Below are 24,566 nucleotides of genomic sequence, written 5' to 3' on the forward strand. Positions count from 1 at the left end.
CAGCGAACGCGTCGCTGCGTCCGTTCTTTCACTCGGTCCCCGTCCGCGCGCCGTAGCTCCCGGTGTCGGCGCGGTTCCCGCGCCGAATCAGTTCGCGGTCGGTCGGCGGCAGTTCCTCGCCGTCCAGCGGGATGTGCCAGTGACCCAGCGCGCCGAGGATTCGCGTCCGGCTCCCCTCCACGTCGAGTCTGAGCGTCGGGCCGAGCGAGCCGCCGAACCGGCGCATCTGCTCGGACTCGGGCAGGTGGGCGATTTCGTCCAGCGTCTCGCCGTCGAAGTCGTAGTAGTTGAAGAAGCTCTGGACCAGCACCTCCTCGCCGTGGGGGAAGGCCATCCACGAGTACGACTGGAACGGCGCGTTCGCGGGGTTCGTGGCGACCAGCCCGGAGTCGTTCAGCGGGACGTACTCGCCCCGCAACTCCTCGGCGACGAAGCCGTACAGCGCGTCGAACCCGTCCAGGCCCGGCGCGAAGGTGTGGAGGTGGCTGGAGACGAACAGGTAGTACAGGCCGTCACGGTACACGACGTGGGGGCGTTCGAGTTCCTGATTGACGCCCACGGCGTCAAGCAGCGGGTCTTCGAGTTCCCACTCCAGCGGGTCGCCCGTCGGCGAGCGGGCGAGGCCCACGCTCCCGTTGAACTCCTGGAGTGCGGCGTCACCGCCGCAGGCGTCGCTACCCTCGGGGACCGGCGTGTTCGCCTCGAACAGGAGCCACGTCTCGCCCGTCGCGGGGTCCTCGAAGAACCACGGGTCGCGGAAGGTGTATATCATCCCCCGGGACTGCTCCTCGCGCTCGTAGCGGTCGCCGTCCGGAGTGAGCAGTTCGTGATGGGTCCACGGTCCCGAGAGGTCGAACCCGTCGTCGGTGTCGATTCGCCCGCCGCTCGCGCCGACGATGCGCTGCGTGTAGGTCAGGTCCTCGCTCCCCTCCTCGCCGGCGGCGGTGTAGTAGAGATAGACGCTGCCGTCATCGTCGTACAGCGCCGACCCGGCCCACTGGCGCTGGCCCAGGGCCGCCTCGAACACCGGGCCGGCGTTGTGCCAGGTGCGGCCGTCCTCGGAGTAGAAACAGCGGATGGTCGCCACGTCGTGGCGCTTGCCGGGCAGCAGGTCCGACGGGGCCGTCAGCGAGAAACAGACCCGGTAGCCGTCGACCGAAGCGAGCGTGCCGTCGCGCTCGCGGAGGAACCAGGTGTCCCAGATGTGGACCTCCGGGACCTGGTCGGTCGCGGGCGGGTAGACGATTGGGGCGACGGTGTCGTCGGTCCGCTCGATGCGACGCGCCTGCTCGCGCGTCCAGCCGGCGCGAGCCCTCGTTCCGGGACGACTCTCGCCGCGTGTCTCGTCTGTCATACCCCACGTTGGGCCGACCACGGCTATAAATGTTGTCAGGTGGGTACTACGGGTGTTGTATGAAAAATTCGAAACACGTGCGGGACGGCGCTGGAGCGAGGCCCGGGCACCGGCAGACTACTCGCCCGAGTCGTCGCTCCGGCTGACGCCTTCGGGGCCGGTGATGTCGATGGGGCGGACCCATTCGTACCAGATGAAGACGACGCCGAGGCCGTACCCCAGCGCCCAGGCGGCGCTCCCGACCCAGGGGTACCCGAGCGTGCTGAACCCCCAGTTCGCGAGGCCGGGGAGGACGACCACGAGGACGACCGTCAGCGCCAGCACCACTGCGTCCTGACTGTTCACGGTCGCGCCCTCCCCGTCGCTTGGCCGTTCATACGCCACGTTAGGAGTGGACACTCCTGAGTCTGTCGAAAGGCCGGCTCGGGACGACACTGTAGCCGTCCCATTTTTATCATCGTATGCCCTACCCCGGATGTCGGGAATGTCTCAGAACCACACAGACCGGTCGTCTTCGGAAGACATCGAGTGGTGCTACGATGCCGTCCATCGTGTGTCGCGGACGTTTAGTCTCACGATTTCGGAACTCAACGAACCGATGGCCCGGGACATCTGTCTGGGCTATCTTCTCTGCCGTGTGGCCGACACAATCGAGGACGCCGGTCACCTCCCTCCCGCGGTGCAGACGGAACTCCTGCAGACGTACAGCCGCTCGCTCGAACCGTCGAGCGGGACGACCGTGTCGTCGTTCCACGACGCCGTCGAGGAGTGGATTCCCACGACGACGAACGCTGACTGGGAGGTCGTCGAGAACGCCGACCGCATCGTCGACGTGTTTCACGCGCTCGATTCCCACTCCACACAGACGATTCGCGGCCCGGTCCGGGAGCTCGTCGACGGGATGGCGATGTTCGTCGACCGCTACGCCGACGCCGGCGGACTCCGAATCAAGACCCTCGACGAACTCGAAGAGTACTGCTGGTACGCCGCCGGCACCGTCGGCACGCTCGTGACCGGCCTGGTCTCTCACGAGGCCACCGACGAGCAGGTTGTCCAGATGGAGGACAACGCCCGGTCGTTTGCCCTCCTGCTCCAACTGGTCAACGTCGCCAAGGACGCCGCGACGGACATGGAAGAGGAGAACAACGTCTACCTCCCGCTGGAACTGCTCCACGAGCAGGGACTGGACCACAGCGACGTGAGCGACACCGACAACGTCGATGCGCTGGTCCCGGTCATCGAGCAGGTCACCGAGCGAGCGGAGGGGTACCTCGACGACGCGCAGGCGTGGCTCGAAGCCATGCCCGAGACCCGCGGCAACACGCTCTCGGCGTGGGCGATTCCGTTCCTGCTCGCCGTCGGCACTATTCGGGAACTCCGGGAGCGGCCCGCCGACGTCATCGAGCAGGGCAACGTCAAGATTTCCCGCGAGGAGGTCCACTCCGTGACACAGCAGTTCGGCGGCGAGGACGACCCCGCTATCGGGGAACTGCGGGCCAAGATACGCCGGCAGCCGCTCCACCAGTACTGAGACCTCACAGAGACATTCCCACTTCGCGGTCGGTTGCGACTCCTCGCTGGACGCGCGACCGTGCCCCGCTCTACTTTTGGCTTCCCCTCGCGTGTCGTACTCCCGGACGATTTCTCTGAGCCACCAGAGCTTCGGCCCGCTCGTCGCAAGCGTCGCGGCCGCGGCGCTGGCCGGCCGACAACGCCAAGCGACGTGGCGGGGACAGAACACTCATGGCCGCCCTGTGTGAACGCGGCCTATGGCCACAGCGGCGTCGGGGCTCTCCGAGCCACAGGTACTCGCCAGGACGAAAGACCGGCTGTTCGCGGACCGCGAGGACGCCTACGTCGTCGCGGACACGCAGTTCGCACAGCGGCGGTGGCTGGACGACACGACCATCGAGGCGTCCGTGCAGGCGACGCTCGCCCCGTTCAACCACGTCCGGGTCGGCACCGGCTACCCCGACCTCGTGGGCGTGCAGACGCTCTCGACGGACCTGGTGTCCGTGGACCGGCTCGGCGACCGGCCGCCGCTGGTCGCCGTCGAGGCGAAGGGGTACACCGGCGACGGGACCGTCGACGCCGAGCGCGGGGTCGTCCAGGCCCACGACCGGCTCAACGAAGCCAACGTCGCCTTCCTGACCGCGCCCCGGGGCGGCATCTCCACCGCCGCGCGGACGATGGCCCGCGAGCTGAACGTCGGGGTGCTTGGCGTCGCCCCCGACGGCTCGGTCTCGGTCCTCGAACGGCCTCGCGTGGTCGGCCACGGGTCGATGGACGCCGCTTCGGCCATCCGGTTCCAGGCGGGCGCTCAGGGCGTCGCCGACCAGAGCTTCGGGCTCAACCATCCCAAGAACTACGTCGCGGTGCCGCTGGCCGTCTACCACGACGGCGACACGCGGGCGCTGCTTTCCTCCCACGTCGTCGGGGCCGTCGAGGGCGCTCTCGGGGGCGCAGCGTTCCTGAACCTGGTCGAGCCCGGCCAGGGCTCGCCCGCGCTGACGCCGCTCGGTCGGGAGGTCGTCCGGTTCGCGCTCCGGACGGACGGGGACCTCGACGCCGCCCTCCGACGGTTCGAGGACTGGCAGCGCTCCCGCAAGCGGTTCGTCGACGTCGCGCCACAGTGGGGGCAGCTCGTCCGCCGGGTCGTCTCGGAGTACCCGGCCACCGAACTCCTCGTGGACGGGCTCTACGCCTGTCACCGGGACGGCTACGACGCCCCGTCGCTCGTCGAGTTCGTCGAGTACCTCCACGCGCTCCACCCCGAGTTCACCGTCGAGCTGTTCCTCCGCGGCGACGAGGCCGTCCGCCAGCGGGTGCTGACCGGCGACGGCGACCTCCGCCGCCCGGAACTCGCGGACGGCGGCGTCTACCACTCCCCGACCGTGTTCCAGCTGAAGGCGATGTACTACCACGCCGGCGTCGTGACCGAGCGCGGCGCGGAGCCGTCGAACCTCGACCCGGAGACCGACGAGTGGGCGCTGTGTGACCCGCTCGCGTAGCGGTCTCGCGCACAACGCTGAAGCGTCGGTAGCCCCTACGGTAGCGCGATGGCCCGGACCCTGGAGCTCCCCAACGGCGACGTCGTCTCGCCCGACGACGTGTTCTGCTACAACGACTACCCCTACCGGCTCGTCTGGCTCGACGACGACACCCACGAGTTCGCGCTCTCCCCGCTGTACTGGGGCGACAGCGGCATGGACATCCCGTTCCGCGACCGCGAGGCGCTCGTCGACCAGTGGGAGGTCGACTCCGAGGGCCGGATGACGGCCGAGGAGTGGGCCGGCTGGCTCGACGATGCGACGACGGACCCCAGGTACACCGACGACGAGGTCGCGTCGCTGGCGGCCGAACTCCCGACGGAGTGGACTCCAGAGGGCGGGACCGACGACTCCGGGGGCGGCCTCCTGGACCGCCTCGGGCTGTGAGCGCTGCGGACTCTGAAAGGTCTTAAGCCGTCGTCCCGCAACCCCATGCATGGAACCCATCTGGCTCGCCGCCGGCGGGGCCGCTCTCGCCGTCGGCATCGCCCTCGCGGTTGCGATTACCCGCCGCTCGTCCAGCAGCGCGTCGAAGCGCGCCCACGAGGCCGCACAGGAGCGGGACCCGCCGGTCGAACTCGGCGAGACCTACGAGTTCGGCGTCACCGAGTTCACCGATCACCACTCCGGCGACCGCGTCGCCGTCGGGAAGGTAGAGGGGTTCGTCCTGTTCACCGAGGACGTGCCGTCGTCGGTGTCGGCCGGCGACGTCATCCGGGCGAAGGTGCTGTCGTTCAACCGCGACCACACGTCCGCCGACGCCCGGTTCGTCGAGCGGGCGTGAGCGAGCCGCGGTCGGACGGGACGCGTGCCCGTTCGGTCCGGAGTGAGAAACCGATATGTGTCCACCGCGCTAAGGGTGTAGCCATGAGCGAATCGGACGGGCAGAGTACGCCACAGGACACCCGTGAGGTCATCATGGAGGCCACCTTCCGAGCGCTGAGCAAGCACGGGTACAAGGACCTGCGGGTCCGCGACATCGGCGAGGAGATGGACATGTCCCGGCAGGTGATTCACTACCACTTCGACGGCAAGTACGACCTCATCTCCTCGTTCCTGGCGTACATCATCGACCAGTACGAGGGCAGCGTCGAGGTCGACGACGAGACCGACCCCCGCTCGGAACTCGACGTGCGCATCGACCGGTGCCTGTTTGGCCCGGAGTTCGAGGACTTCTCCCACTGGGACCGGATGCAGGTGTACCACGAACTGTACGCCTACGCGCAAAACGACGACGAGCACCGGGCGCTGTTCAACGAACACTACGACCGGCTCCGGGACAGCATCGTCACGGTCATCGAAGACGGGATAGAACAGGGCACGTTCCGCGACGTCGACGCCGACCTGATGGGCCAGCTCGTCACCGACGTGATTCACGCCGCCCGGGGCCGGCGTATCGCCCTCGGTCACGAAGACGCGCCCGAGGAGGCCAAACGCGCCGTCAACGACTTCGTTCTCGACTCGCTGTACCCCGCGGACGCCGGCAAGCCCTAGACGGGACTGATACCGACGCTAAGCGCCCACGTCCCGGTCGCGGACGCCGCGACGACGAGCGCGCCGCCCGCGAGCGTCACGTTCTTCAGGAAGCTGTTCAGTTCGTCCTGTCGGTCCTCGTCCGGCACGGCCCAGAAGTCGTGCATCGTCACCGCGGAGACGACGAGGAACGCCGCGAGGGCGACCGCCGCGACGACCGGGAAGACGCCCACGGTCACGCCGAGGCCGCCGAGGATGAGGAGGCCGCCGGACGCGAGGACGGAGAACCTCGGTGCCGGGAGGCCCTTGTACTCGGCGTAGCCGGCCATCTGCTCGGTCTGAGTGAAGTGGCTCAGCCCGGTGAACGCGAGCACGCCACCGAAGAGCACGCGGCCGATGACGAGCAACACGACGTCGATTTCGGCCATCAGGCGCTCACCCTCCAGGCTTCGCGGTAGCTTGCAACGGTACTACTCGGGGTAACTGTGGGATTCATTGTGAGAGTGTATTCTGACCGCGTGCTCAGAGTTCCGGTACGTCCGACGGCATGTCGAAGTCGTGGTAGTACTCGCCTTTCTCCTTCGAGAGGATGTCGAGCACGGCGGCCGCGCCGTCGCCGGCCGCGATGACCGCCTGCCACTTCTCGGCTCGCCCCATCGCGCCCGTCGCGTAGACGTTCTCGACGGACGTCTCCATGTCGACGGTCACGTCGACGACGTCCTCGTCGGTGAACGCACAGCCGAGATCCTCGGCGAGGCTCCGGTCGCCGCCGGTCGCCAGGACGACGTACGCCGCGGTGTACTCGTCCCCGTCCGTCGTCAGGACGAACCCGTCGTCGGTCTGCTCGATGCCGGTGACCGCAGTCTCGTGGAGCGTCGCGCCCCGGTCGCGGGCCTGCCCGCGGGCGATAGTGAGGAACTCCTCGCCGCTGATGGACCGCACGGCGGGGTAGTTGAACAGGTGCGCCTTGTGCATCCAGGACTCGTCCGTGTCGAAGGCAATCGTTTCGAGGTCGTTCTTCGCAGCGTACTGTGCCGCACTCAGTCCGGCGGGGCCGCCGCCGACGACTGCTACATCTGCCATATGTCACGGCACGGGTCGCCCGCAAAAGAGTCTTACCATTTGGTAAAACGCGGCCAGTGCGGAACGGACACTGGCGGTCGGCCGTCAGCGAGTTACCGGCACGGCGGCCCTCACAGGACGAACGGGCCGCGCTGTCGAATCGGCTCCCCGTGCGGGCGGCCCGAGACGGCGACGACCCGGAGGGACTCGTCGCTCCGCAGCGTCACCGACCGCGCGTCGGTGACCGGCAGGACGTCACCGGCGGCGAAGGGCCGCCCCTCGGCCGTCCCGCTGCCGTCGACGCCGTAGACGAATCCGGCCCATTCGTCGGGCACCGACCACGTCCACGCGTCGGCGACGGTCACGTCCAGGTATTCCATCGGCGTGTGGAGGCTGATGGGCGAGCCGTCGCCGACGACCGTCGTGACCGTCGCGCCGTCCCGTTCCGCCGTCGGCAGTTCCGCCGCCCTCGCGTCGACGTAGTCCGGGTCGACCTCCTTCTCCGCCCGCGGCAGATTCACCCAGAGCTGGAGGCCCGTACAGGCCCGTCCGTCCGCGGGGAATTCGGAGTGGCGTATCCCGCTCCCGGTCGTGATTCGCATCGCGTCGTTCTCGTAGGCGGTGTTCGTGACCCCGAGCGAGTCCTCGTGTTCCATGCCGCCCTCAATCATGTACGAGACTATCTCGAAGCCGCGGTGTGGGTGCATCGGGAACCCCTCGTCGGGGTCGATGTAGAACTGCTCGAACAGGACGAACGGGTCGAGGTTGTGCGGATACCCCTCCGTCGGGAACGCGCGGTTCGAATTCACACCCGTCCCGTGGCGGACCGTCTCCCCGGCGACGGGGCCGTCGGTCGACGCGTGGGACTCGCTGCTGGTCATACTCCCCATAGTTTACCGAGCGGTAAAAGCGGCCGGGTACGCCTCGGCACGTCTGTGTGCGGCGCAATCGCTGGCAGATATCCGACAGTCCACGCGGCGGCCGGTCGGGATACGCGTCAACGGACGCTATGGCAGACCTGGTTCGGGGAGTCGGATACTCTCCTTCAAAAGTGTGAAGCGAACGGATGGGTTGGGGCGGATTCGAACCGCCGACTTCCTCCGTGTGAAGGAGGTATCATAACCGGACTAGATCACCAACCCGACGCACTCGACTCTATTCGAGCCCGTCCCTTAAGAATTGCTTTCCGTCTACGCTTCCGTCTCGTTCTTGCCGCGGTAATCCCCGATTTTCTGGCGGGCGTCGGCAATCGCCTCCTCGGCCTCGCCCTCGGCTTTCTCCTGTAGCTCCTTCAGGTCGGACTTGACGGCCTCCAGCCGGCTGGGTTCGGGCTCTTCCTCCTTCCCGGTGAGTTCGCGGAACCGCTCCTCGACCGGTTCGAGTTCTTCTTTGACGCCTCTGGTGGCCGTCTCACCGGCGCGTTTCAGGTAGTACCGCGCATCTTCGAAGTGTTTGTTCATATCTGTCCCTACGCGAAGGACGAATATATCTCTTGTGCCCGAAACACGGTGTGGAAGCGCGGCATATCGCGGGACGGCGTTCGTCCACAGTAGTAAACGTGTCCCGCGGGTACGAACTGTTTTGCGCCGGGACCCGCAACGGGGAGACATGTTCACGAGGGTGTCGATTCCGACGCCGTTCCAGGTCGGGGCTGTCAACGCCTACATCGCCAGACGAACCATCGTCGACCCGGGACCCGACAGCGAGGAAGCGTGGTCGCGCCTGGTCGAGGCGCTCGAAGCCCGCGAACTCGCACCGGGCGACATCGAGCAGGTGCTCGTGACACATCCCCATCCGGACCACTTCGGCATGGCGAACCGGTTCGCCGAGCAGGGCGCGCGCGTCCTCGCCAGCGAACCGGCGGCGGACATCATGCACGACTTCGCGGCGCAACTGCACGCCGAGCAGTCGTACTTCGCGGACTTCTTCGAGCGGTGTGGCGTCTCGCGCGAGACGGCCGAGACGGTCACGCAGTTGCCGGAGGCGTTCCTGCCCTACGCCCAGAGCGTCGACACCGACCGCGCGCTGGGTCCCGGTGACACCGTCACCGTCGACGACACCGAACTCGTCGTCGACAGCGTGCAGGGCCACTCCGCCGGCGAGATTATCTTCTCGTACGACGTCCAGGGCCGGCGGGAGGCGCTCGTCGGCGACAACGTGCTCGGCGACATCACGCCGAACCCGTTCCTCCAGCTCCCCGACGACAGCGGGATGCGTCCGCGGGTGTTGCCGGCGTTCAACGACTCCCTGCGGTGGCTCCGCGAGCAGGGTCACGACCGCTTTCTCACCGGCCACCGCGAGCCGGTCGAGTCCCCACAGGAACGCATCGACGCGATTCTCGACGAACACGACCGGCGCACTGCGGAGGTCGCCGACATCGTCGCCGGTGGCGCGACGACGCCAAGCGACGTGATGACGGCGCTGTTCGGCGACCTGCCGGCCACCGAGTACTTCGCCGGGATGAGCGAGGCCGTCGGGCACCTGGACGTGCTCGAAGTCGACGGTTGCGTCGAAAAACGGTCAAGCGGCGGCGTGTTCGTCTACGAGTCGGCGTAGCCGCGAGTTACAGCAACTGCGCGGCCTGGAACGCGATTTCGGAGACGCGGTTGAAACCGGGGACGAGCAGCACCGTCACGATGGCGGCCCCCACCACGGCGGTGTACAGCCCCATCGGGTACGACTCGATGGTCCGGTTGCCCGTCGGCTCCTCTATCCACATCGCCTTGACGACGCGGGAGTAGTAGAACAGGCTGAGCGCGCTGTTGATGATGAGCGCGGCGGCCAGCGACCACGCGCCGACGTTGAGCGTCGCCGAGAACAGGTAGAACTTCGAGAAGAACCCGCCGCCGATGGGCAGGCCTGCGAGGCTGAACAGGAACACCGTCATCGCCGCGCAGGCGACCGGCGCTTCCCTGCCCAGGCCGTTGTAGTCCTCGAAGCGGCGGCCGACGCCCCAGTACTCGGCCAGCGCGATGAACAGGAACGCGCCCGTGTTCATGAAGCCGTAGACGAGCAGGTGGGACATCCCGGCGCTCAGGCTGAGGCTCAGCCCCTCGCCGGAGCCGGAGACGGCGGCGAGGCCGATGAGGACGTAGCCGGCGTGGCCGACGCTGGAGTAGGCCAGCATCCGCTTGACCGTCTCCTGGGTCGCGGCGGCGAAGTTCCCGATGAACATCGTCGCGATGGCCAGTATCTGGAACGCCATCACCCAGTTTATCGCGCCACCGGCCGCAAGCAGGTCACCGATGGGGAAGGCGACGGCGAAGACGCGGAACGCCAGCACGAAGCCGGCGGCCTTCGACGCCGAGGAGAGGAACGCCGAAATCGGTGCCGGCGCGCCCTCGTAGGCATCGGGTGCCCAGAAGTGGAACGGCACGGAGGCGGTCTTGAACGCGACGCCGCCGATTATCATCAGGATGCCGACCCCGAGGACGGCCATCGGGACGGTCGGCTCACCGGACTGGGCCTGGACCGACCCGTCGACGATGGTCTGGACGGTTCCGCTCGAAATGGCCGTCGCGACGCCGTCGAACCGGAGGACGCCCGTCGCGGCGTACACCAGCGAGATGCCGTAGGCCAGCACCGCAGACGACACCGCGCCGATGAGGAAGTACTTCAGCCCGGCCTCGACGCTGCCCTTGTTCTCCTTGAGGAAGGCGACCAGCGCGTAGGACGGCAGCGACACCAGTTCCAGCGCGACGAAGGCCGACGCCAGGCCGTTGGCCGCGCTCAGGAGGCTCATCCCGGTCGCCGACAGCAGCACCAGCGCGAAGAACTCGGCCTGGTAGCTGTGTTCGGCGACGTAATCGTAGCTCGCGAGCACGACCAGCGTCGTGACGCTGCCGACGATCGCCATGAAGAACAGGGCCATCTGGTCGACGACGAGCTGGTTGTTGAACAGCGCGACGCCGGTGTCGTTGACCATCCCGGTCCCGGCGGTGATGAACCAGCCGGCGAACCCGAAGGAGAGCAGGGAGCCGACGACCGAGATACCGGCCAGCGCCTTCGTGTTCGTCGTGTCCGGGTTGACCGAGTCAGACAGGAGCAACGCCAGGGCGGCGAGACCCAGCGAGAGCGCCGGGGCCAGCGCCATCCAGTCGGGAAGTGCGACCATCTATGCACCACCTCCGATATCGAGAACCGGTGAAATCGAGTCCTGTATCATGGCGAAGGAGAGGTCCGGCGCGACGCCGAGTGCGATGACCAGCAGGAGCAACACGGCAAGCGGCGCGACGTCGTGGAACGCGGCCGGGCTGACCTCGTAGTCGGTCTCCAGGCTGAAGGTCCCGAACAGCGTGCGCTGCATGGCCCACAGCAGGTAGCCGGCGACGATGACGATGCCGAACATCGCAAGCGAGGTCAGCACCGGCGCGGCCCCGCCGAGCGTCGGCGCGTCGAACGAGCCCTGGAAGATGAAGTACTCCCCGGCGAAGCCGGCCATCAGCGGCAGGCCCATGTAGCCGAAGGCGGCGGCAACGAAGATGCCGACCGTCCAGGGCATGCGGTCCGCGAGGCCGGACATGTCGCCGACCATCCGCGTGTGCGTCGTGTTGTAGATGACGCCGACGGTCATGAACATCAGCCCCGAGATGAGGCCGTGTGCTATCATCTGGAAGGTCGCCCCGCCCATGCCGTAGGGCGTGAACGCGACCAGCCCCAGGATGACGTACCCCATCGACGAGATGGAGGAGTAGGCGACGATGCGCTTGAGGTCACGCTGGGCCAGCGCGAGCATCGCGCCGTAGATGACGCTGACGACACCGACGATGGCCAGCGGCACCGCGAGCGCCCGCGCCGTGTCCGCGAGCATCGTGAAGTTGAACCGCAGCAGCGCGTAGGTCCCCATCTTCAGGAGGACGCCGGCCAGCATGACCGACACCGGCGTCGGGGCCTCGACGTGTGCGTCGGGCAGCCACGTGTGCAGCGGGAAGACTGGCACCTTCACCGCGAACCCGAAGAACATCAGGATAAAGGAGATGGTCATCAGGTTGACGCCGGCGATGGTCGGCAGGCCGCTGGCGGTCCGGAACGCCTCGGCCATCGCGGGCAGGGACAGCGACGTGAGGTCGGTGCTGAACACGAGCGCGAATAGGCCCGCGAACATTATCAGCGACGCCACGTTCGTGTACACGAAGAACTTGATGGCGGCGTACTTCCGACGCGGGCCGCCCCAGACGCCGATGAGCAGGTACATCGGGATGAGCACGCCCTCCCAGAAGACGAACCACAGGAAGAAGTCGAGCGCCGAGAACACGCCGATGAGGCTCACCTCCATGAACAGCATTAGCCCGTAGAACTGGGACTGGCGCTCGTCGATGGGCGTCCACGCCGAGACGATGGCGAGCGTCGTCAGAACCGTCGTCAGCGCGAGCAGCGGCATGCTGATGCCGTCGAGGCCGACGTAGTACGACACCTGCAGTTCACCCAGCGTGAGCCAGGGAATCTGCTGGCCGAACGCGATGTCGGCCGGCGACAGCAGGGCGTTGCCCGTGCCGCCGTACTGCGTGAGGTACACCCAGTACATGTAGAGGCTGCCGACGGCCGGAATCGCGCTGATGCCGGCCGCGAGCTTCCCGGCGTACCGGTCGGGCGAGAGGAACACGAGCCCGGTTCCCAGCAGGGTCACGAGCAGGAGTGCGGCGACCCACATCTAGAACCACCCTCCCATGACGCCGAAGGCGGCAAGCAAGAGCACGAGCCCGAGCGTCAGCAGCGCCGCGTAGTTGCTGACGACGCCGGACTGGATGCGTCGGATGCGGCTGCCGCCGAACAGGCTCACGCTGGAGACGCCGTTGACGACACCGTCGACGACGCCCTGGTCGAACTTGTTCATCGCACGGGCGAGCGGGTAGGTGACACCCGTCGCGAGCCACACCTGATATTCGTCCTGGTAGTAGTTGTGCATGAGTAGCGTCTTCAGACCGCCGAGCTTGTCGGTATGCTCAACCGGGTCGGCACCGGCATAGAGGCTCCGCGCGAAGAGCACGCCGGCGAGTGCCAGCCCGAGCGAGACGCCCGCCGAGACCAGCAGCGTGCCGGTTTCACCGCCCAGCGGGTAGGCCGGGTCGACGTGGGGCACGTTGTGGAGCAGTTCCTCGTAGTGGTGCAGGTCCGTCGAGAGGAGCGCGGGCCAGCCGCCCTCCTCCGGACCGGTCAGCCACTTGTGGAGGTAGTCGATGGGTGCGCCGGTGAGCTTCGCGACCGGGGCCATGTTGATGAACCCGATGGTCGTAGCGAGGATACCGAGCACCGTCAGCGGCCCCTTGACGTTCCAGCGGACGGGCACGGGGTCCCGTGCCGTGTCCGAGCGCGCGTCGCCGTGGAAGGTCAGGTAGACCATCCGGAAGGTGTAGAAGCCGGTGAAGAACACGGCCAGCAGCCCCATCGCGTACGCGAGGAGGTAGGCCGTCCCGAGGCCACCCTCGGTACCGAACCCGTGGATGAGCGCCTCGTACAGCACTTCGTCTTTCGACCAGAAGCCGGCGAAGGGAACGATGCCGGCGAGCGCCAGCGACCCGGCGAGGAACGTCCAGTAGGTCACCGGCATCCGGTCTTTCAGGCCGCCCATGTCCCACATGTTCTCGTTGTGGTGCATGGCGATGATGACCGACCCCGCGCCGAGGAACAGCAGCGCCTTGAACACGGCGTGAGTAGTCAGGTGGAAGACCGCGGCGATGTAGCCGCCCGACCCCAGCGCGAGCATCATGTACCCGTACTGGGAGATGGTGGAGTAGGCGAGCACCTGCTTGATTTCCTGTTTCACGAGCCCCATCGTCGCCGCGAACAGGGCCGTGAAGCCGCCCACGAGCGCGATGACCGCGAGCGCCGTCGGCGAGATGGCGTAGAAGCCGTACATCCGCGCGACGAGGTAGACGCCGGCCGCGACCATCGTCGCCGCGTGGATGAGCGCGGAGACGGGCGTCGGACCTTCCATCGCGTCCGGGAGCCAGGTGTGCAGCGGGAACTGGGCGGACTTGCCGATGACGCCGCCCAGCACGAGCAGGCCAAGCACCGTGAACCAGGCCTGCGCGCCCATGCCGACCGTCTCCAGCATCGCGATGCCTTCGGTCTCGCCGTCGACGACGGCGTGTTCGGCCAGCATCGGGAAGCTCTCGGCGACCACCTCGCCCCCCTGCGTTATCGGGGCGAACAGGCCGGTCCCGAAGGTGGCGAAGATGCCGACGACGCCGATGAGGAAGAAGTAGTCACCGAAGCGGGTGACCAGGAACGCCTTCTTGGCGGCGCTGGGCGGGCCGTCCTCGCGGAACCAGAAGCCGATGAGCAGGTACGAACACAGGCCCACAAGCTCGAAGAACATGAACGCCATCAGGAGGTTGTTGGCGACGACGAACCCGAGCATGCTCGCCGTGAACAGGCCGAGGCCGGCGTAGTACCGGGGGAGCCCGGTCTCGCCCTCGTCGTTCATGTATCCAAGCGAGAAGATGTGGACGAGGAACGAGATGAGACAGACGATAAGCAGCATGAGCGCCGACAGCGGGTCCAACAGGAGACCGAAGTTCAGTCGGAGCGACTCGACGCTCGCGGTCCACGTGTACAGTATCTCGTTGTGGACGTCGCCGCCAGCCACCGTCAGCGCGACCCATATCGACAGCAGGAGCGATCCGCCCGTCGCGGTAATCCCGGCGAGCGCGCCGCCTTTCGGCATGCGCTCGCCGGCGAACAGCGCGACGAGGAACGATACGAACGGCAGCAGGACAATCGCCGGAGCGTATGTGAATGCAGCCATCTGTTACCACCTCATCGTCGTCGCCTTCGTCACGTCCACGTCTGTGAAGTTGCGGTACAGGACCAGGATGATGCCGATGCCGATGGCGACCTCGGCGGCGGCGAGCGCCATCCCGAACAGCGCGAACACCTGGCCGGTGAGGTTCCCGTGTTGCAGCGAGAACGCGACGAGGTTGATGTTCGCAGCGTTCAGCATCAGCTCGACGGACATCAGGAAGACGAGCGCGTTCCGCCGGGTGAGGATGCCGAACAGGCCGATACAGAACACGGCCGCCGAAAGCAGGAGGTACGTCTCGGCCGGAATCACGCGTCCTCACCCCCCTGGCCGCCGTCGGCGGCAACGGCCACGTCCTCATCCTCCGTCGTCTCCACGCCGAGTGTCACCGACTCGCCGGCGACTTCCCGCCGGGCGAGCATGACGGCCCCGACGAGTGCGGCCACCAGCACGATGTCGATAATCTCGAAGACGATGAGGAAGCCCTCGCCGGGGACGGCCGTCTCGCCTTCGTCCATTATCGCGCCCGGGGCGATGTCGAACAGCGCCGCCCCGAGGCTCTTGGTTATCGCCGCCCCTTCGCCGAAGCCCGCCGGGGCGGGAAACGAGACGCCGATAAACACGGCCCCGAGGACGACGAACAGGCCAACAGCGGCTAGTCCCGCGACGAAACTCCCCTCGGTCTGTAGTTCGGGCTTTGTAGTCATGGTGCCACCTCTATCACCGACTCGTCCTCACGAGTCAGCATCACCGCGAAGGTGATGAGGACGAGGACGCCGCCGACGTACACCAGGATTTGCATGGTTGCGACGAACGCCGCCTGGTTCATGACGTAGAACACTGCGACGCTGACCAGTGACACGCCCAGTAACAGCGCCGAGTGCCAGACGTCCCGGACTAACACGACGCCCGCAGCGCTGCCCACCGTTACCATAGCGAACAGCGCGAACGCGATTGACTCTGCCAGTGCCATCTTACTTGGAGACTCTTTGCGGCGTCCCTTTGAAGATTCCTCTTTCGTCTCGCCAGTAGAGCCACTGTTTGCCGGTATGACCCCCCAGATTTCGGGGGCACTCCCGCTGCATGGACGACCCCCTACCAAAATAGGCGGTGTTCTTGCCGGGAGAACGGTCACACAGGCCTCGAACCGTGAGCTGCGAAGGTACCTGGCCGTCGGTCGGGAACGACTGTCCGGAACGGCCACACGTCAGAGAACAACCGGAAAGCGCGCGAGACGTTACTGGTAGTCGACTTCGCCGTCGCCCTCGCCGATCCACGCGCCCCGGTCCGGTTCGCGGGACTCCAGCGGGTCGATGTCCTTGTACCACGGCACGTTCTTGAGCTGTTCCTTGTCGTAGGCGAACTCGTCTTTCGTGTCCGCGGTGAACTCGAAGTTCTGGGTCAGCAGGATGGCGTCGGTCGGACAGACCTCCTCGCACAGCCGGCAGTAGATACACTGGCCGATGTGGAGGTTGTACTGCTCGCCGTTGCGCTGCTCGTCCATCACGATCTGGATGGTGTTGTTCGGGCAGACGTTCTCACACTGCCGACACCAGATACACCGCTCCTGGCTCCACTTGTGGACGCCGCGGAAGCGGGGGCTCACCTCGGGGGCGACGTCCGGGTACTCCACCGTGAACGTCTCCCCGTCGAGGGCGTGTTTCATCGTCGTCGCCATTGATTTCAGGATTCCTATCATGACAGGTCACCTCCGGTCGCTCGTGGGTCGATACGTGTGGCCGTCATTAGACGGTCACCCCGACGATGACCGCGGTCAACAGCAGGTTCGCAAGCGAGAGCACCAGCATCCCCTTCCAGCCGATTTCGATGAGCTGGTCGATACGGACGCGGGGCACCGCCGAGCGGGCCCACTGCGTGAACAGGAAGACGCCCCATATCTTGATCATGAACCACACGATGCCCGGCAGGACCGGGCCGGCCGGCCCGCCGAGGAAGATGGTGGCGATGATGGCCCCGCCCAGGAAGATGTGGATGAACTCCCCGAGGTAGACGAGCACGAAGTACACCGAGGAGTACTCGGTCTGGTACCCGGCGACGATTTCGGTCGGCGCTTCAGGGATGTCGAAGGGGTTGCGGCCGACCTCCGCGAGGTTCGCTATCATGAAGAGGACGAACGCGAAGGGGTTCACGAACGCGTACCACGACGGCAGCGGGCCGACCAGCGACTGCTGCTGGGCCGCGACGATCTCGCTCATCTGGAGCGAGCCGGCGAAGATGACGACCGACGCGCCCGTCAGGATGAGCGGAATCTCGTAGGCGAGGTTCTGCGCGACCGCGCGCAGCCCGCCGAGGAACGAGTACTTGTTGTTCGACGCGTAGCCGGCCATCACGAGACCGACGGAGGCCATCGAGGCCGTCGCGAACACGTACGCCAGGCCGACCTCGGGGTCGGCGAGCTGGATGCCGTTCCCCATCGGGATGACGGCGAACCCGAGCAAGGCGGTGCTGGCGATGACCAGCGGCGCGAGGTCCCACGCCGGCCGGTCGACGCCTTCGGGAACGATGAGTTCCTTCGACAGCAGGCGGACGGCGTCGGCCACGATGATGAACAGCCCGTACGGACCGATACGGTCGACGGCGATGCGGTCGGTGAACGCGGCGGTTATCTTCCGCTTTGCCCACGGACCGGCAAGCGCCGTGTTCGTCATCATGAGCGTCCCGATGAGCCCCGCGCCGACGAGGCTCATCACTATCATCACGGCCGTGCTGTTGGGGTCGAGTCCCAGCAGGTTCGCGAGCGTCTCGGGCAACGGCGCCGACTGCATTACCGGTCCACCTCCCCGAGCACGATGTCGAGGCTCCCGAGCGAGGCAATCATGTCAGGGATGTACTCGCCCTGGGACATCTCCGGCAGCGTCTGCAGGTTCGAGAAGCACGGGCTGCGTATCTTGAACCGGGCCGGCTTGTCCGTCCCATCCGAGCGGATGTAGATGCCGAGTTCGCCCTTCGCACCCTCGACGGAGCGGTAAATCTCCCTGTCGGGGTCGGGGCGGAGCGTCCGCGGGACGTTGGCCTGAATCTCGCGGTCGTCCTCCGGCCACTGCTCCAGGAGGTCGACGCACTGTTCGATGATGCGGGCCGACTCCTCGACCTCGCGGAGGCGAACGAGCACGCGGCTGAAGTTGTCGCCGCCCTGCTCGGTGACGACGTTCCAGTCGAGTTCGTCGTAGTAGCCGTACGGGTCGTCCCGGCGGAGGTCGTAGTCGACGCCCGAGCCACGCGCCACGGGGCCGGTCGCGCCGTACTGCTTGACCATCTCCTTGCTCAGGACGCCGGTGTCGACACACCGCATCTGGAAGATTTCGTTGCCGGTGACGAGGTCGTGGATCTCCTCGAGCTTGTGCGGCAGGTCGTCGAGGAAGTCACGGACCTTCTCGAAGTACTCCTCGCGGGGTTCGGGCAGGTCCCAGGCGACTCCGCCCAGCCGGAGGTAGTTGAACATCAGCCGCTGACCGGTCAGGTCCTCAAGCAGGTTCTGGACGATTTCGCGGTCGCGGATGCCGTACTGGAAGACGGCGGTGAAGTCGCCGAACACGTCCAGCGCGAACGTCGCCAGCGCGAGTTCGTGGGAGGCGATGCGGCACATCTCGGCGGACATCGTCCGGATGATCTGTGCGTACTCGGGGACCTCGATGTCGGCGAGGTCCTCGGCAGCACGAGCGTAGGCCCACTCGTTGAGGATGCCGGCCGAGATGTAGTCCCAGCGGTCGGGGTAGGGCATGATCTGGTGGCGGTAGGTGCCCTGCTGGCACATCTGCTCCTCACAGCGGTGCAGGTAGCCGATGTCTGGCTCGATGTCGGCGATCTGCTCGCCGTCGAGCACCGTCTCGACGTGGAGAACGCCGTGGGTCGCCGGGTGGTGCGGGCCGATGTTGACGAACATCGTGTCCGGGTCGTCCTCGCTGCGCTTGTCGTCCTGCAGCGGGTTCGCGTGCTCGCGCAGGGAGACGATCTGTGGCTGGTCCTGGTTGTAGTCCTGGCTCAGCGGGTGGCCCTGCCAGGTCTCGGGCAGGAGGATGCGACGGAGGTCGGGGTGGTCGTCGTAGTCGATGCCGACCAGGTCGTAGGCCTCCCGCTCGTGCCAGTCCGCGGTGTCGTAGACGCGCGCGGCCGACTCGTTGTGCGGGTCGTCCTTCGGCGAGGGCACGACGACGGACAGCTCCTGTGTCGGGTCGTCGTACTTCCGCAGGTGGTAGATGGACTCGTACCGGTCGTCGTACTCCTGTGCGGTGACACAGGCGCAGTGGTCGAACCCTGCCTCCTCTTTCAGCGTCGAGAGGACCTCCTGGACCTCGTCGGGACGGATGACGAACCCCTCGGCGTTGACGTGCTCCTCGCGGTCGAGGACGTGTCCCCCGAGCAGGTCCGCGAGCGCGTCGTAATCGAGGCCGTCCTCCGTAACGCCGACGTCGAGCGCCGTGTCGCGTGATGGTTTTTCTAAACTCATGGCAAGTTATGGAGAGTCGTTCCAGTTGTACCGCATGACGAGGTCCTCCTCGTCGATTTCGCTGGCGAGTTTGTCCACGAGCTCGTCCTGTTCGAGGTCGCCGAACTCCTCCAGTTCGTAGGGCTTGACCGTCACCGGCGAGGACTCGCCCTCGGCGATTCGCTCCTGGAGCTTGGCGATACCGTAGATGAGCGCCTCGGGGCGGGGCGGACAGCCCGGGACGTGGATGTCGACCGGGATGACCTCCTCCGCGCCCTTGATGACGTTGTACCCTTCCTGGAACGGCCCCCCAGAGATGGTACAGGACCCCATCGAGACGACGAACTTCGGCTCGGGCATCTGGTCGTAGACCCGCTTCATCCGCGGGGCGAACTTCGAGACGATGGTCCCCGGGACGATGATGACGTCCGCCTGGCGCGGGGACGCGCGCGGCACCCCCGACCCGAAGCGGTCCAGGTCGTGCTTGATAGCGTAGGTGTGAATCATCTCGATGCTACAGCAGGCGATGCCGAACTGCAGCATGAACATCGAGGAGCCCCGGACCCAGTTCATGAACTTGTCGAACTTGGTCAGGATAAAGGGCGTCGACCCGAACGCCTCGCGCAGCGTCGAGTTGAAGCGGTCGTCGGCCCCGTCACCCATGCGGGCCTCCTGTGTCGATACGTCTTCGACGGCCGGTGGTGTCTGGTCACTACTCATATGTGTCTGCCCCCTTCGTGGCGCGCGGACTGCGCACCCACTGGACTGCGCCGTTGCGCCAGGCCCAACCGAGTCCGACGATGAGCACGCCGATGAATACGACCATCGGCAGCAGCGCCGTAGTCATCCCGAACTCAGCGACGGCGTCGCTGTAGATGACCGTCCACGGGAAGATGAGGACGGTCTCGATGTCGAAGATGACGAACAGCAGCGCGACCATGTAGTACTGGATATTAAACTTGATCTTCTGGCTGCTGCCAGTCGGCACTTCACCGGACTCGTAGGTGGTGCGTTTGCCTTGTTCCGGCACGCTGGGCCGCAAGAGGCTCGAAACTGCCATCATACTGACTGGGATGGCTAGCGCCACGACCGCGAGCGCGCCGATGGCGATCCATGGATTACTCATTCCGGTATCTCCTATCGTCTGCCGGTTAGAAGTACTCGCATATAAGGGTTCATTGTTCGGTTTTTCGGCCCTGTAGGTCTTTAAGAGCCGACGCGCCACGAGCGGGCCCGACCCCCTCCGGCGTGGCTCGCGGGCTCCGATACCACCCGGCCTACTCGTCCCAGTACTCGCGTTTGAAGCCGGGCGTCCCGAGTTCGTGGAGGTCGCGCGACGCCTCGCCGACTTCTGTCTGGAGCCCCTCGTGGTAGGAGACGAGACGGTCGCGCAGTTCGTCGTACTGCCGTGCGAGAATCTGTGCCGCCGAGAGCGCGGCGTTGAACGACTTGCCGGCGTCGACGGCGGTGATTGGCGCGCCCTGCGGCATGCCGATAACCGAGTCGACGGACTTCTCCTGTACCGGGACGCCGATGACCGGCAGCGGGTACGCGATGCTCGCGGTCATGTTCGGCAGGTCCGCGGACTTGCCGCCCGCGCCGGCGATAATCACGTCGACGCCGCGGTCGGCGGCCGTCTCCGCGTACGCGTACATCAGGTCCGGCGTCCGGTGAGCCGAACAGACGAACGTCTCGAAGGTGAAGCGGCTCTCGGGCGCGTCGGTGTAGTCCGTCTGTTCCTCGAACCCGAGTTCGTCCGCGAGCGCGGCGTACGCTCCCGGCCGCTTGCCCTGCCCGCCGGCCATCGTCGGCAGGTCCGAATCCGACCCCATGACGATGCCGACGTCGGGCGTCAGGTCGTTCGGCCGGTCCATCGCGGCTTCTTCGTGCAACTGGTCGATGAGCGACTGGACGCTGTCTGCGGGCATGCGACCGACTGCGACCGGGACCGGCGTAAGTGTAGGCGGTTTCCGGTCAGTCGGCAAGCGCCGCGTCCAGTTCGACAAGCAGCGTCTGTGGCTCCGCGGGGAAGCATCTGAGAGGGGCTGCACGGCCCCGTACCTGTATCCTGAGCGCGTCCCGCTTGCGGTAGGTGAGCGCGAGGCTGACGACGCCGGCGACGGCGAAGGCACCGCCGAGGAGGACCGACCGGCCGAACGACAGCAGGCCGAACCCCACAAGCGCGGCGCTCATCACCGCGAGAAACCAGTCGACGTCCTGGAGGCTCACCTCGACGACGTCGTCGAGTTCGACCACCACCGGACCGTCACCGCGGTCGACTACCAGGCGGTCGGCACCGAGGACGACGCGCCCGCCGAGCCGGAGCGAACCGGCGTACCGCTCGGAGCGGACGGGCGCTTCGGCCGCGTCGTGGCTGTCCTCGCCCACGGTCAGTCGTCGCTCGGCGCGGGCGGCCGGTCACCGCCGCGGCCGCGGATGCGGTCGAGCGACGAGACGTACTCGCTGTCGTCCTCGGTGAGCGCGGCCCAGGCCGCGAGGCCGCGCTCCTCGCGGGTCCCCGGCACGGTGTTGTCGAGGACGAAGGCGACGATGCCGCCGACGACCATCCCGGTGCCGCCCATGACGAACAGCGTGGTGGCGACGACGTCGGTCCCGAGGACGCCGCCCAGCACCGGGACCGCCGCAAGACCCTGCTGGAGCGCCGTCGACCCGCCGACGTCCATCCCCTGTCCGACCTGGCTCATGTACTCGGGCACCGCGAGGCCGGCAAAGAGCGCGAAGCCGACGATGAAGACGTTCCGGTTGGCGTCGAGGTCGACGTACTTGAGCTGTGAGAGCCCGACGGCGGCAATCTGTCCGAACATGACGATGTAGAGGCCGCCGATGATAGGCGACGGGATGGTCGCAAACAGCTGGCCCGCCGGGCCGAAGTAGCCGACCAGCATCATCACGACCGCGCCGATTTGCACGACGTAGCGCGAGGCGACGCCGGTGATGGCGATTGCGCCGACGTTCTCGGTGTAGGAGGTACAGCCGTTGCCGGTCCCCATGATGCCGGCGAACACGTTGCCGATACCCTCCATCCCGATGCCGTCGTTGATTCGGCGGCCGCTCGGTGCGCCGCGGCCGGCGATGCGGGCGACGGAGTGGTAGTCGCCGAAGCTCTCGACGACGGAGGCGAGCATCCCGGCGAACATCCCGACGACGAACCCCGGCGTGAACTGCGGGAGCCCCCACTGGAACGGGTAGATGGGCTGGACCAGCGGTGCGCTCGTGACCGAGCCGAGCGAGACGTAGCTGACAGAGCCGGCGGCGAAGACGCCCGTGACCGAGAGGACGGCCGCAACGGTCCACGCGAACACGATGCCCAGCAACACGGGAAAGAGCTTGAACGCGCGGTGGCGTCGGTCGAGGTACTGCGAGCAGGCGACGATTGCGAGCATCGTCAGCCCGAGCAGCCACCAGTTCTGGCCGGTCCCGGGGCTTGCGAAGTTCGGGTTCGCAATCTGGGGGACGTTGAACAGCGCCAGGCCGATGAGCGCGATGACCGGCGCGATGACGACCGGGCCGACGTAGCGCTTGAGCTTCCCCATGAGGCCGCTGTAGCCGATTAGCACCTCGACGACGCCGGCGACGATGACGGCCCCCTGTAGCTCGACGAGCATGGTCTGCCAGTCGGCCCCCTGCTGGGCGAGCACGCCGATGATGGCCAGTCCGGGCGCGAGCATGGAGAACGTCCCGCCCTGGACGATTGGGTACCGGTTGCCCAGCGTCGTCTGGGCGAGCGTGGCGACGCCGGAGACGACGAAGAACGTCCCGATGAGACGGCCGACCTGTCCCGGTGCGGCTTCGAGCATCCCCATCGCGCCCGCGAGTCCGAGCGGAATCGCCACGGACGCGCCTATCATCGTGAGGTAGTGCTGGACGCCCAGCAGTATCGCCTGTTTCCGTGGCGGCTTGTCGTCGATGCCGTACTCGACGAAGCCGGCGGTCTCCGGTTCCTCCGGTGTGGTCGCGTTTTGGCCGTCGTCCGGCGGTGTCTCGTCAGTCATGCTCGCTACCCGTGGCACTGCCACTCCCGACACATATTCTTTGCTCGTTGGCCCGGCGGGACGGCCCGCTTCGAAAGGAAAACGCTCTTGGCCCGTTCCGACACAGTCTTGGACATGAGCAACGGGGACGACGAGGCCGACGCGTCGGACGACGCCGAGGCAGATGGGAGCGACGTGACCGCCGAAGAACTGGAATCGCGTCTCACGGAGGCCGGCGAGGCCCTCGACGCCGCATCGACGGAGGCCGACCTCGACGACGTCGAGTCGTCCCTCGACGACATCGAGAGCGACCTCGAAGCCGCCGACCTGCCGGAACCCGACGAGGACGACGACGATGCCGAGGACCCCCGCGAGGAACTGGAGGCCCAGCTCTCGGACCTGCGCGCCGACCTCGACGAACAGCGTGGTCCCTACGCCGAGGACGTGGTCGCCATCGTCTCCGACGCCGCGGACACCGTCACCGACAGCGAATGGACCGACGACGGCGAGGCGGACGCACAGGACGCGGTCGAGACGTTCCTCGACGAGAGTGCCGAGTTCGTCGACCACGACGCCGACACGGGTGGCGATTTCGTCGCCGCCGGGGACGCGCTGGAGACGGTCGCCGACGCCATCGAAGCCGAGAGCCTCGACCCCGACGACGACACGGAGACCATCCAAGGGCTCCTCGAAGCCGCCGAGACGCTGGAGACGGGGCTCGAAGAGGCCGAAGTCTGGGACGACCTGACGGTACAGGAGCAACTCGACGCCCGCGGGTTCTACGACGTGTTGACGAACGAGAACCGGAAGGACTTCCCGCCGGAGTGGAACGCGGCGAAGCTCCACGCCGAGGAGGGGAACTTCGAGCAGGTCCTGTTCGCCTACGACAAGCTCGGGTCGGAGTTCTTCGACGGCTACATCGTCGACCTCCTGTACAACCTCGGGAGCGACGCGGAACCGGCCTTCGACGCGATGCACCAGCGCGCACAGAAACGCGACAAGGGACCAATCGAGGTGCTGGGGAAGATCGGCGACGAGCGCGCGACCGAGACGCTCCACGACTACATCGACGGCGACGGCGACCCCGCGCTCCAGAAGGTCACGCTGCGTGCGCTGGGCGCCATCGGCAGCGCGTCGTCGGTCCAGCCCGTCGCCAATCGGCTCGACGCTGACAGCGAGGAGGTCCGCTCGGTCGCGGCCCGCGCTCTGGGCCTGCTCGGAGACACCCGCGCCATCGAGCCGCTGAGTAACGTCCTCAAATCCGAGGACAGCGATTCCGTCCGCGCCTCCGCCGCGTGGGCGCTCCGACAGATAGGGACCGAAGCGGCCCTCGACGAGGCCGCCCGCTACACGGACGACCGCGCCTACCTCGTCCAGGCCGAGGCGGAGAAAGCGGCGAGCGCCTGAGCCCGGGAACCTTTTTGTACGAAGGGGCGGCCAGACGCCC

27 protein-coding genes and 1 tRNA gene are annotated in these 24,566 nt (G+C 66.8%); 7 read left to right on the forward strand and 21 right to left on the reverse strand.

Annotated features, from left to right (window positions below; all coding sequences use genetic code 11):
* Positions 1 to 28 precede the first annotated feature (28 nt).
* Together VI123_RS06450 and VI123_RS06455 are read right to left on the reverse strand one after the other, a co-directional pair.
* Entirely contained in the window at positions 29 to 1,354 is a 1,326-nt protein-coding gene (locus VI123_RS06450) for a glycoside hydrolase family 68 protein (RefSeq protein WP_336337208.1), read from the reverse strand.
* Positions 1,355 to 1,471: 117 nt separating this feature from the next.
* Positions 1,472 to 1,738 carry a hypothetical protein gene (locus VI123_RS06455; protein WP_336337209.1) on the reverse strand — a complete coding sequence of 89 codons (267 nt, stop codon included), beginning with the start codon at positions 1,736 to 1,738 and terminating at the stop codon, positions 1,472 to 1,474.
* A 100-nt stretch (positions 1,739 to 1,838) separates the two neighbouring features.
* Between VI123_RS06455 and VI123_RS06460 the strand changes: the two genes are divergently transcribed.
* The 5 genes from VI123_RS06460 (at position 1,839) to VI123_RS06480 (ending at position 5,898) form a co-directional block, all read left to right on the forward strand.
* Positions 1,839 to 2,885, forward strand: a complete 1,047-nt coding sequence (locus tag VI123_RS06460; protein ID WP_336337210.1) for a phytoene/squalene synthase family protein — start codon at positions 1,839 to 1,841, stop codon at positions 2,883 to 2,885.
* A gap of 238 nt (positions 2,886 to 3,123) precedes the next feature.
* On the forward strand, positions 3,124 to 4,365 hold the full coding sequence (locus VI123_RS06465) for a hypothetical protein (RefSeq protein WP_336337211.1): 1,242 nt from the start codon (positions 3,124 to 3,126) through the stop codon (positions 4,363 to 4,365).
* 48 nt (positions 4,366 to 4,413) lie between these two features.
* On the forward strand, positions 4,414 to 4,791 hold the full coding sequence (locus VI123_RS06470) for a hypothetical protein (protein ID WP_336337212.1): 378 nt from the start codon (positions 4,414 to 4,416) through the stop codon (positions 4,789 to 4,791).
* A 49-nt stretch (positions 4,792 to 4,840) separates the two neighbouring features.
* Complete coding sequence (locus tag VI123_RS06475) at positions 4,841 to 5,188, forward strand: TRAM domain-containing protein (RefSeq protein WP_336337213.1); 348 nt, start codon at positions 4,841 to 4,843, stop codon at positions 5,186 to 5,188.
* A gap of 83 nt (positions 5,189 to 5,271) precedes the next feature.
* A complete protein-coding gene (locus VI123_RS06480; protein ID WP_336337214.1) occupies positions 5,272 to 5,898 on the forward strand; it encodes a TetR/AcrR family transcriptional regulator in 627 nt (208 codons plus the stop codon).
* Here the strand turns inward: VI123_RS06480 and VI123_RS06485 are convergent.
* The 5 genes from VI123_RS06485 to VI123_RS06505 form a co-directional block, all read right to left on the reverse strand.
* Complete coding sequence (locus VI123_RS06485) at positions 5,895 to 6,305, reverse strand: DoxX family membrane protein (protein ID WP_407066979.1); 411 nt, start codon at positions 6,303 to 6,305, stop codon at positions 5,895 to 5,897. The genes VI123_RS06480 and VI123_RS06485 overlap by 4 nt on opposite strands.
* Before the next feature lie 94 nt (positions 6,306 to 6,399).
* Positions 6,400 to 6,960 (reverse strand): NAD(P)/FAD-dependent oxidoreductase, encoded by a 561-nt coding sequence (locus tag VI123_RS06490; RefSeq protein ID WP_336337215.1) that lies wholly within the window; start codon positions 6,958 to 6,960, stop codon positions 6,400 to 6,402.
* Between the two features lie 110 nt (positions 6,961 to 7,070).
* On the reverse strand, positions 7,071 to 7,820 hold the full coding sequence (locus tag VI123_RS06495) for a pirin family protein (RefSeq protein ID WP_336337216.1): 750 nt from the start codon (positions 7,818 to 7,820) through the stop codon (positions 7,071 to 7,073).
* Positions 7,821 to 8,006: 186 nt separating this feature from the next.
* Positions 8,007 to 8,081, reverse strand: a tRNA-Val gene (locus tag VI123_RS06500).
* 48 nt (positions 8,082 to 8,129) lie between these two features.
* Positions 8,130 to 8,399 carry a DUF7553 family protein gene (locus VI123_RS06505; protein ID WP_336337217.1) on the reverse strand — a complete coding sequence of 90 codons (270 nt, stop codon included), beginning with the start codon at positions 8,397 to 8,399 and terminating at the stop codon, positions 8,130 to 8,132.
* Between the two features lie 148 nt (positions 8,400 to 8,547).
* On the opposite strand from VI123_RS06505, the gene VI123_RS06510 reads away from it, so the two are divergent.
* Positions 8,548 to 9,495 (forward strand): MBL fold metallo-hydrolase, encoded by a 948-nt coding sequence (locus tag VI123_RS06510; protein ID WP_336337218.1) that lies wholly within the window; start codon positions 8,548 to 8,550, stop codon positions 9,493 to 9,495.
* Positions 9,496 to 9,502: 7 nt separating this feature from the next.
* Here the strand turns inward: VI123_RS06510 and VI123_RS06515 are convergent, their stop codons facing one another.
* The 14 genes from VI123_RS06515 to VI123_RS06580 form a co-directional block, all read right to left on the reverse strand.
* Complete coding sequence (locus VI123_RS06515; RefSeq protein ID WP_336337219.1) at positions 9,503 to 11,053, reverse strand: NADH-quinone oxidoreductase subunit N; 1,551 nt, start codon at positions 11,051 to 11,053, stop codon at positions 9,503 to 9,505.
* Positions 11,054 to 12,589, reverse strand: a complete 1,536-nt coding sequence (locus VI123_RS06520; RefSeq protein ID WP_336337220.1) for a complex I subunit 4 family protein — start codon at positions 12,587 to 12,589, stop codon at positions 11,054 to 11,056. It lies immediately after the preceding gene.
* Positions 12,590 to 14,686: an NADH-quinone oxidoreductase subunit L gene (gene nuoL, locus VI123_RS06525; protein WP_336337221.1), complete on the reverse strand. Its 2,097-nt coding sequence runs from the start codon at positions 14,684 to 14,686 to the stop codon at positions 12,590 to 12,592.
* A gap of 3 nt (positions 14,687 to 14,689) precedes the next feature.
* Positions 14,690 to 14,992 (reverse strand): NADH-quinone oxidoreductase subunit NuoK, encoded by a 303-nt coding sequence (gene nuoK, locus VI123_RS06530; RefSeq protein ID WP_336337222.1) that lies wholly within the window; start codon positions 14,990 to 14,992, stop codon positions 14,690 to 14,692.
* Positions 14,989 to 15,387 (reverse strand): proton-conducting membrane transporter, encoded by a 399-nt coding sequence (locus tag VI123_RS06535; protein WP_336337223.1) that lies wholly within the window; start codon positions 15,385 to 15,387, stop codon positions 14,989 to 14,991. The genes nuoK and VI123_RS06535 overlap by 4 nt, the downstream gene beginning before the upstream one ends.
* Entirely contained in the window at positions 15,384 to 15,653 is a 270-nt protein-coding gene (locus VI123_RS06540) for an NADH-quinone oxidoreductase subunit J (RefSeq protein ID WP_336337224.1), read from the reverse strand. The genes VI123_RS06535 and VI123_RS06540 overlap by 4 nt, the downstream gene beginning before the upstream one ends.
* Positions 15,654 to 15,917: 264 nt before the next feature.
* A complete protein-coding gene (locus tag VI123_RS06545; protein ID WP_004518194.1) occupies positions 15,918 to 16,379 on the reverse strand; it encodes a NuoI/complex I 23 kDa subunit family protein in 462 nt (153 codons plus the stop codon).
* Between the two features lie 46 nt (positions 16,380 to 16,425).
* A complete protein-coding gene (locus VI123_RS06550) occupies positions 16,426 to 17,466 on the reverse strand; it encodes a complex I subunit 1/NuoH family protein (RefSeq protein WP_336337225.1) in 1,041 nt (346 codons plus the stop codon).
* A complete protein-coding gene (locus VI123_RS06555; RefSeq protein ID WP_336337226.1) occupies positions 17,466 to 19,148 on the reverse strand; it encodes an NADH-quinone oxidoreductase subunit D in 1,683 nt (560 codons plus the stop codon). The genes VI123_RS06550 and VI123_RS06555 overlap by 1 nt, the downstream gene beginning before the upstream one ends.
* Before the next feature lie 6 nt (positions 19,149 to 19,154).
* Positions 19,155 to 19,847, reverse strand: coding sequence for an NADH-quinone oxidoreductase subunit B (locus VI123_RS06560; protein WP_336337227.1), 693 nt, complete (start codon positions 19,845 to 19,847; stop codon positions 19,155 to 19,157).
* Positions 19,840 to 20,253 (reverse strand): NADH-quinone oxidoreductase subunit A, encoded by a 414-nt coding sequence (locus VI123_RS06565; RefSeq protein WP_336337228.1) that lies wholly within the window; start codon positions 20,251 to 20,253, stop codon positions 19,840 to 19,842. The genes VI123_RS06560 and VI123_RS06565 overlap by 8 nt, the downstream gene beginning before the upstream one ends.
* Before the next feature lie 151 nt (positions 20,254 to 20,404).
* Positions 20,405 to 21,055, reverse strand: a complete 651-nt coding sequence (locus VI123_RS06570) for an AIR carboxylase family protein (protein ID WP_336337229.1) — start codon at positions 21,053 to 21,055, stop codon at positions 20,405 to 20,407.
* 46 nt (positions 21,056 to 21,101) lie between these two features.
* Positions 21,102 to 21,515 (reverse strand): hypothetical protein, encoded by a 414-nt coding sequence (locus VI123_RS06575; protein ID WP_336337230.1) that lies wholly within the window; start codon positions 21,513 to 21,515, stop codon positions 21,102 to 21,104.
* 2 nt (positions 21,516 to 21,517) lie between these two features.
* Positions 21,518 to 23,140, reverse strand: a complete 1,623-nt coding sequence (locus VI123_RS06580) for a uracil-xanthine permease family protein (RefSeq protein ID WP_336337231.1) — start codon at positions 23,138 to 23,140, stop codon at positions 21,518 to 21,520.
* Positions 23,141 to 23,254: 114 nt separating this feature from the next.
* Between VI123_RS06580 and VI123_RS06585 the strand changes: the two genes are divergently transcribed.
* The gene (locus tag VI123_RS06585; protein ID WP_336337232.1) at positions 23,255 to 24,526 is read left to right on the forward strand and encodes a HEAT repeat domain-containing protein; all 1,272 of its coding nucleotides are present in this window, start codon (positions 23,255 to 23,257) and stop codon (positions 24,524 to 24,526) included.
* The last annotated feature ends 40 nt before the right edge of the window (positions 24,527 to 24,566 follow it).

Source organism: Haloarcula sp. DT43, from assembly GCF_037078405.1.
GTDB lineage: Archaea > Halobacteriota > Halobacteria > Halobacteriales > Haloarculaceae > Haloarcula > Haloarcula brevis.

Coding starts and splice junctions, on each gene's coding strand:
- VI123_RS06450 (WP_336337208.1), bottom strand. CDS start 1,354: ATGACAGACGAGACACGCGGCGAGAGTCGTCCCGGAACGAGGGCTCGC.
- VI123_RS06460 (WP_336337210.1), top strand. CDS start 1,839: ATGTCTCAGAACCACACAGACCGGTCGTCTTCGGAAGACATCGAGTGG.
- VI123_RS06465 (WP_336337211.1), top strand. CDS start 3,124: ATGGCCACAGCGGCGTCGGGGCTCTCCGAGCCACAGGTACTCGCCAGG.
- VI123_RS06470 (WP_336337212.1), top strand. CDS start 4,414: ATGGCCCGGACCCTGGAGCTCCCCAACGGCGACGTCGTCTCGCCCGAC.
- VI123_RS06475 (WP_336337213.1), top strand. CDS start 4,841: ATGGAACCCATCTGGCTCGCCGCCGGCGGGGCCGCTCTCGCCGTCGGC.
- VI123_RS06480 (WP_336337214.1), top strand. CDS start 5,272: ATGAGCGAATCGGACGGGCAGAGTACGCCACAGGACACCCGTGAGGTC.
- VI123_RS06485 (WP_407066979.1), bottom strand. CDS start 6,305: ATGGCCGAAATCGACGTCGTGTTGCTCGTCATCGGCCGCGTGCTCTTC.
- VI123_RS06490 (WP_336337215.1), bottom strand. CDS start 6,960: ATGGCAGATGTAGCAGTCGTCGGCGGCGGCCCCGCCGGACTGAGTGCG.
- VI123_RS06495 (WP_336337216.1), bottom strand. CDS start 7,820: ATGACCAGCAGCGAGTCCCACGCGTCGACCGACGGCCCCGTCGCCGGG.
- VI123_RS06505 (WP_336337217.1), bottom strand. CDS start 8,399: ATGAACAAACACTTCGAAGATGCGCGGTACTACCTGAAACGCGCCGGT.
- VI123_RS06510 (WP_336337218.1), top strand. CDS start 8,548: ATGTTCACGAGGGTGTCGATTCCGACGCCGTTCCAGGTCGGGGCTGTC.
- VI123_RS06515 (WP_336337219.1), bottom strand. CDS start 11,053: ATGGTCGCACTTCCCGACTGGATGGCGCTGGCCCCGGCGCTCTCGCTG.
- VI123_RS06520 (WP_336337220.1), bottom strand. CDS start 12,589: ATGTGGGTCGCCGCACTCCTGCTCGTGACCCTGCTGGGAACCGGGCTC.
- nuoL (WP_336337221.1), bottom strand. CDS start 14,686: ATGGCTGCATTCACATACGCTCCGGCGATTGTCCTGCTGCCGTTCGTA.
- VI123_RS06535 (WP_336337223.1), bottom strand. CDS start 15,387: ATGACTACAAAGCCCGAACTACAGACCGAGGGGAGTTTCGTCGCGGGA.
- VI123_RS06540 (WP_336337224.1), bottom strand. CDS start 15,653: ATGGCACTGGCAGAGTCAATCGCGTTCGCGCTGTTCGCTATGGTAACG.
- VI123_RS06545 (WP_004518194.1), bottom strand. CDS start 16,379: ATGATAGGAATCCTGAAATCAATGGCGACGACGATGAAACACGCCCTC.
- VI123_RS06550 (WP_336337225.1), bottom strand. CDS start 17,466: ATGCAGTCGGCGCCGTTGCCCGAGACGCTCGCGAACCTGCTGGGACTC.
- VI123_RS06555 (WP_336337226.1), bottom strand. CDS start 19,148: ATGAGTTTAGAAAAACCATCACGCGACACGGCGCTCGACGTCGGCGTT.
- VI123_RS06560 (WP_336337227.1), bottom strand. CDS start 19,847: ATGAGTAGTGACCAGACACCACCGGCCGTCGAAGACGTATCGACACAG.
- VI123_RS06565 (WP_336337228.1), bottom strand. CDS start 20,253: ATGAGTAATCCATGGATCGCCATCGGCGCGCTCGCGGTCGTGGCGCTA.
- VI123_RS06570 (WP_336337229.1), bottom strand. CDS start 21,055: ATGCCCGCAGACAGCGTCCAGTCGCTCATCGACCAGTTGCACGAAGAA.
- VI123_RS06580 (WP_336337231.1), bottom strand. CDS start 23,140: ATGACTGACGAGACACCGCCGGACGACGGCCAAAACGCGACCACACCG.
- VI123_RS06585 (WP_336337232.1), top strand. CDS start 23,255: ATGAGCAACGGGGACGACGAGGCCGACGCGTCGGACGACGCCGAGGCA.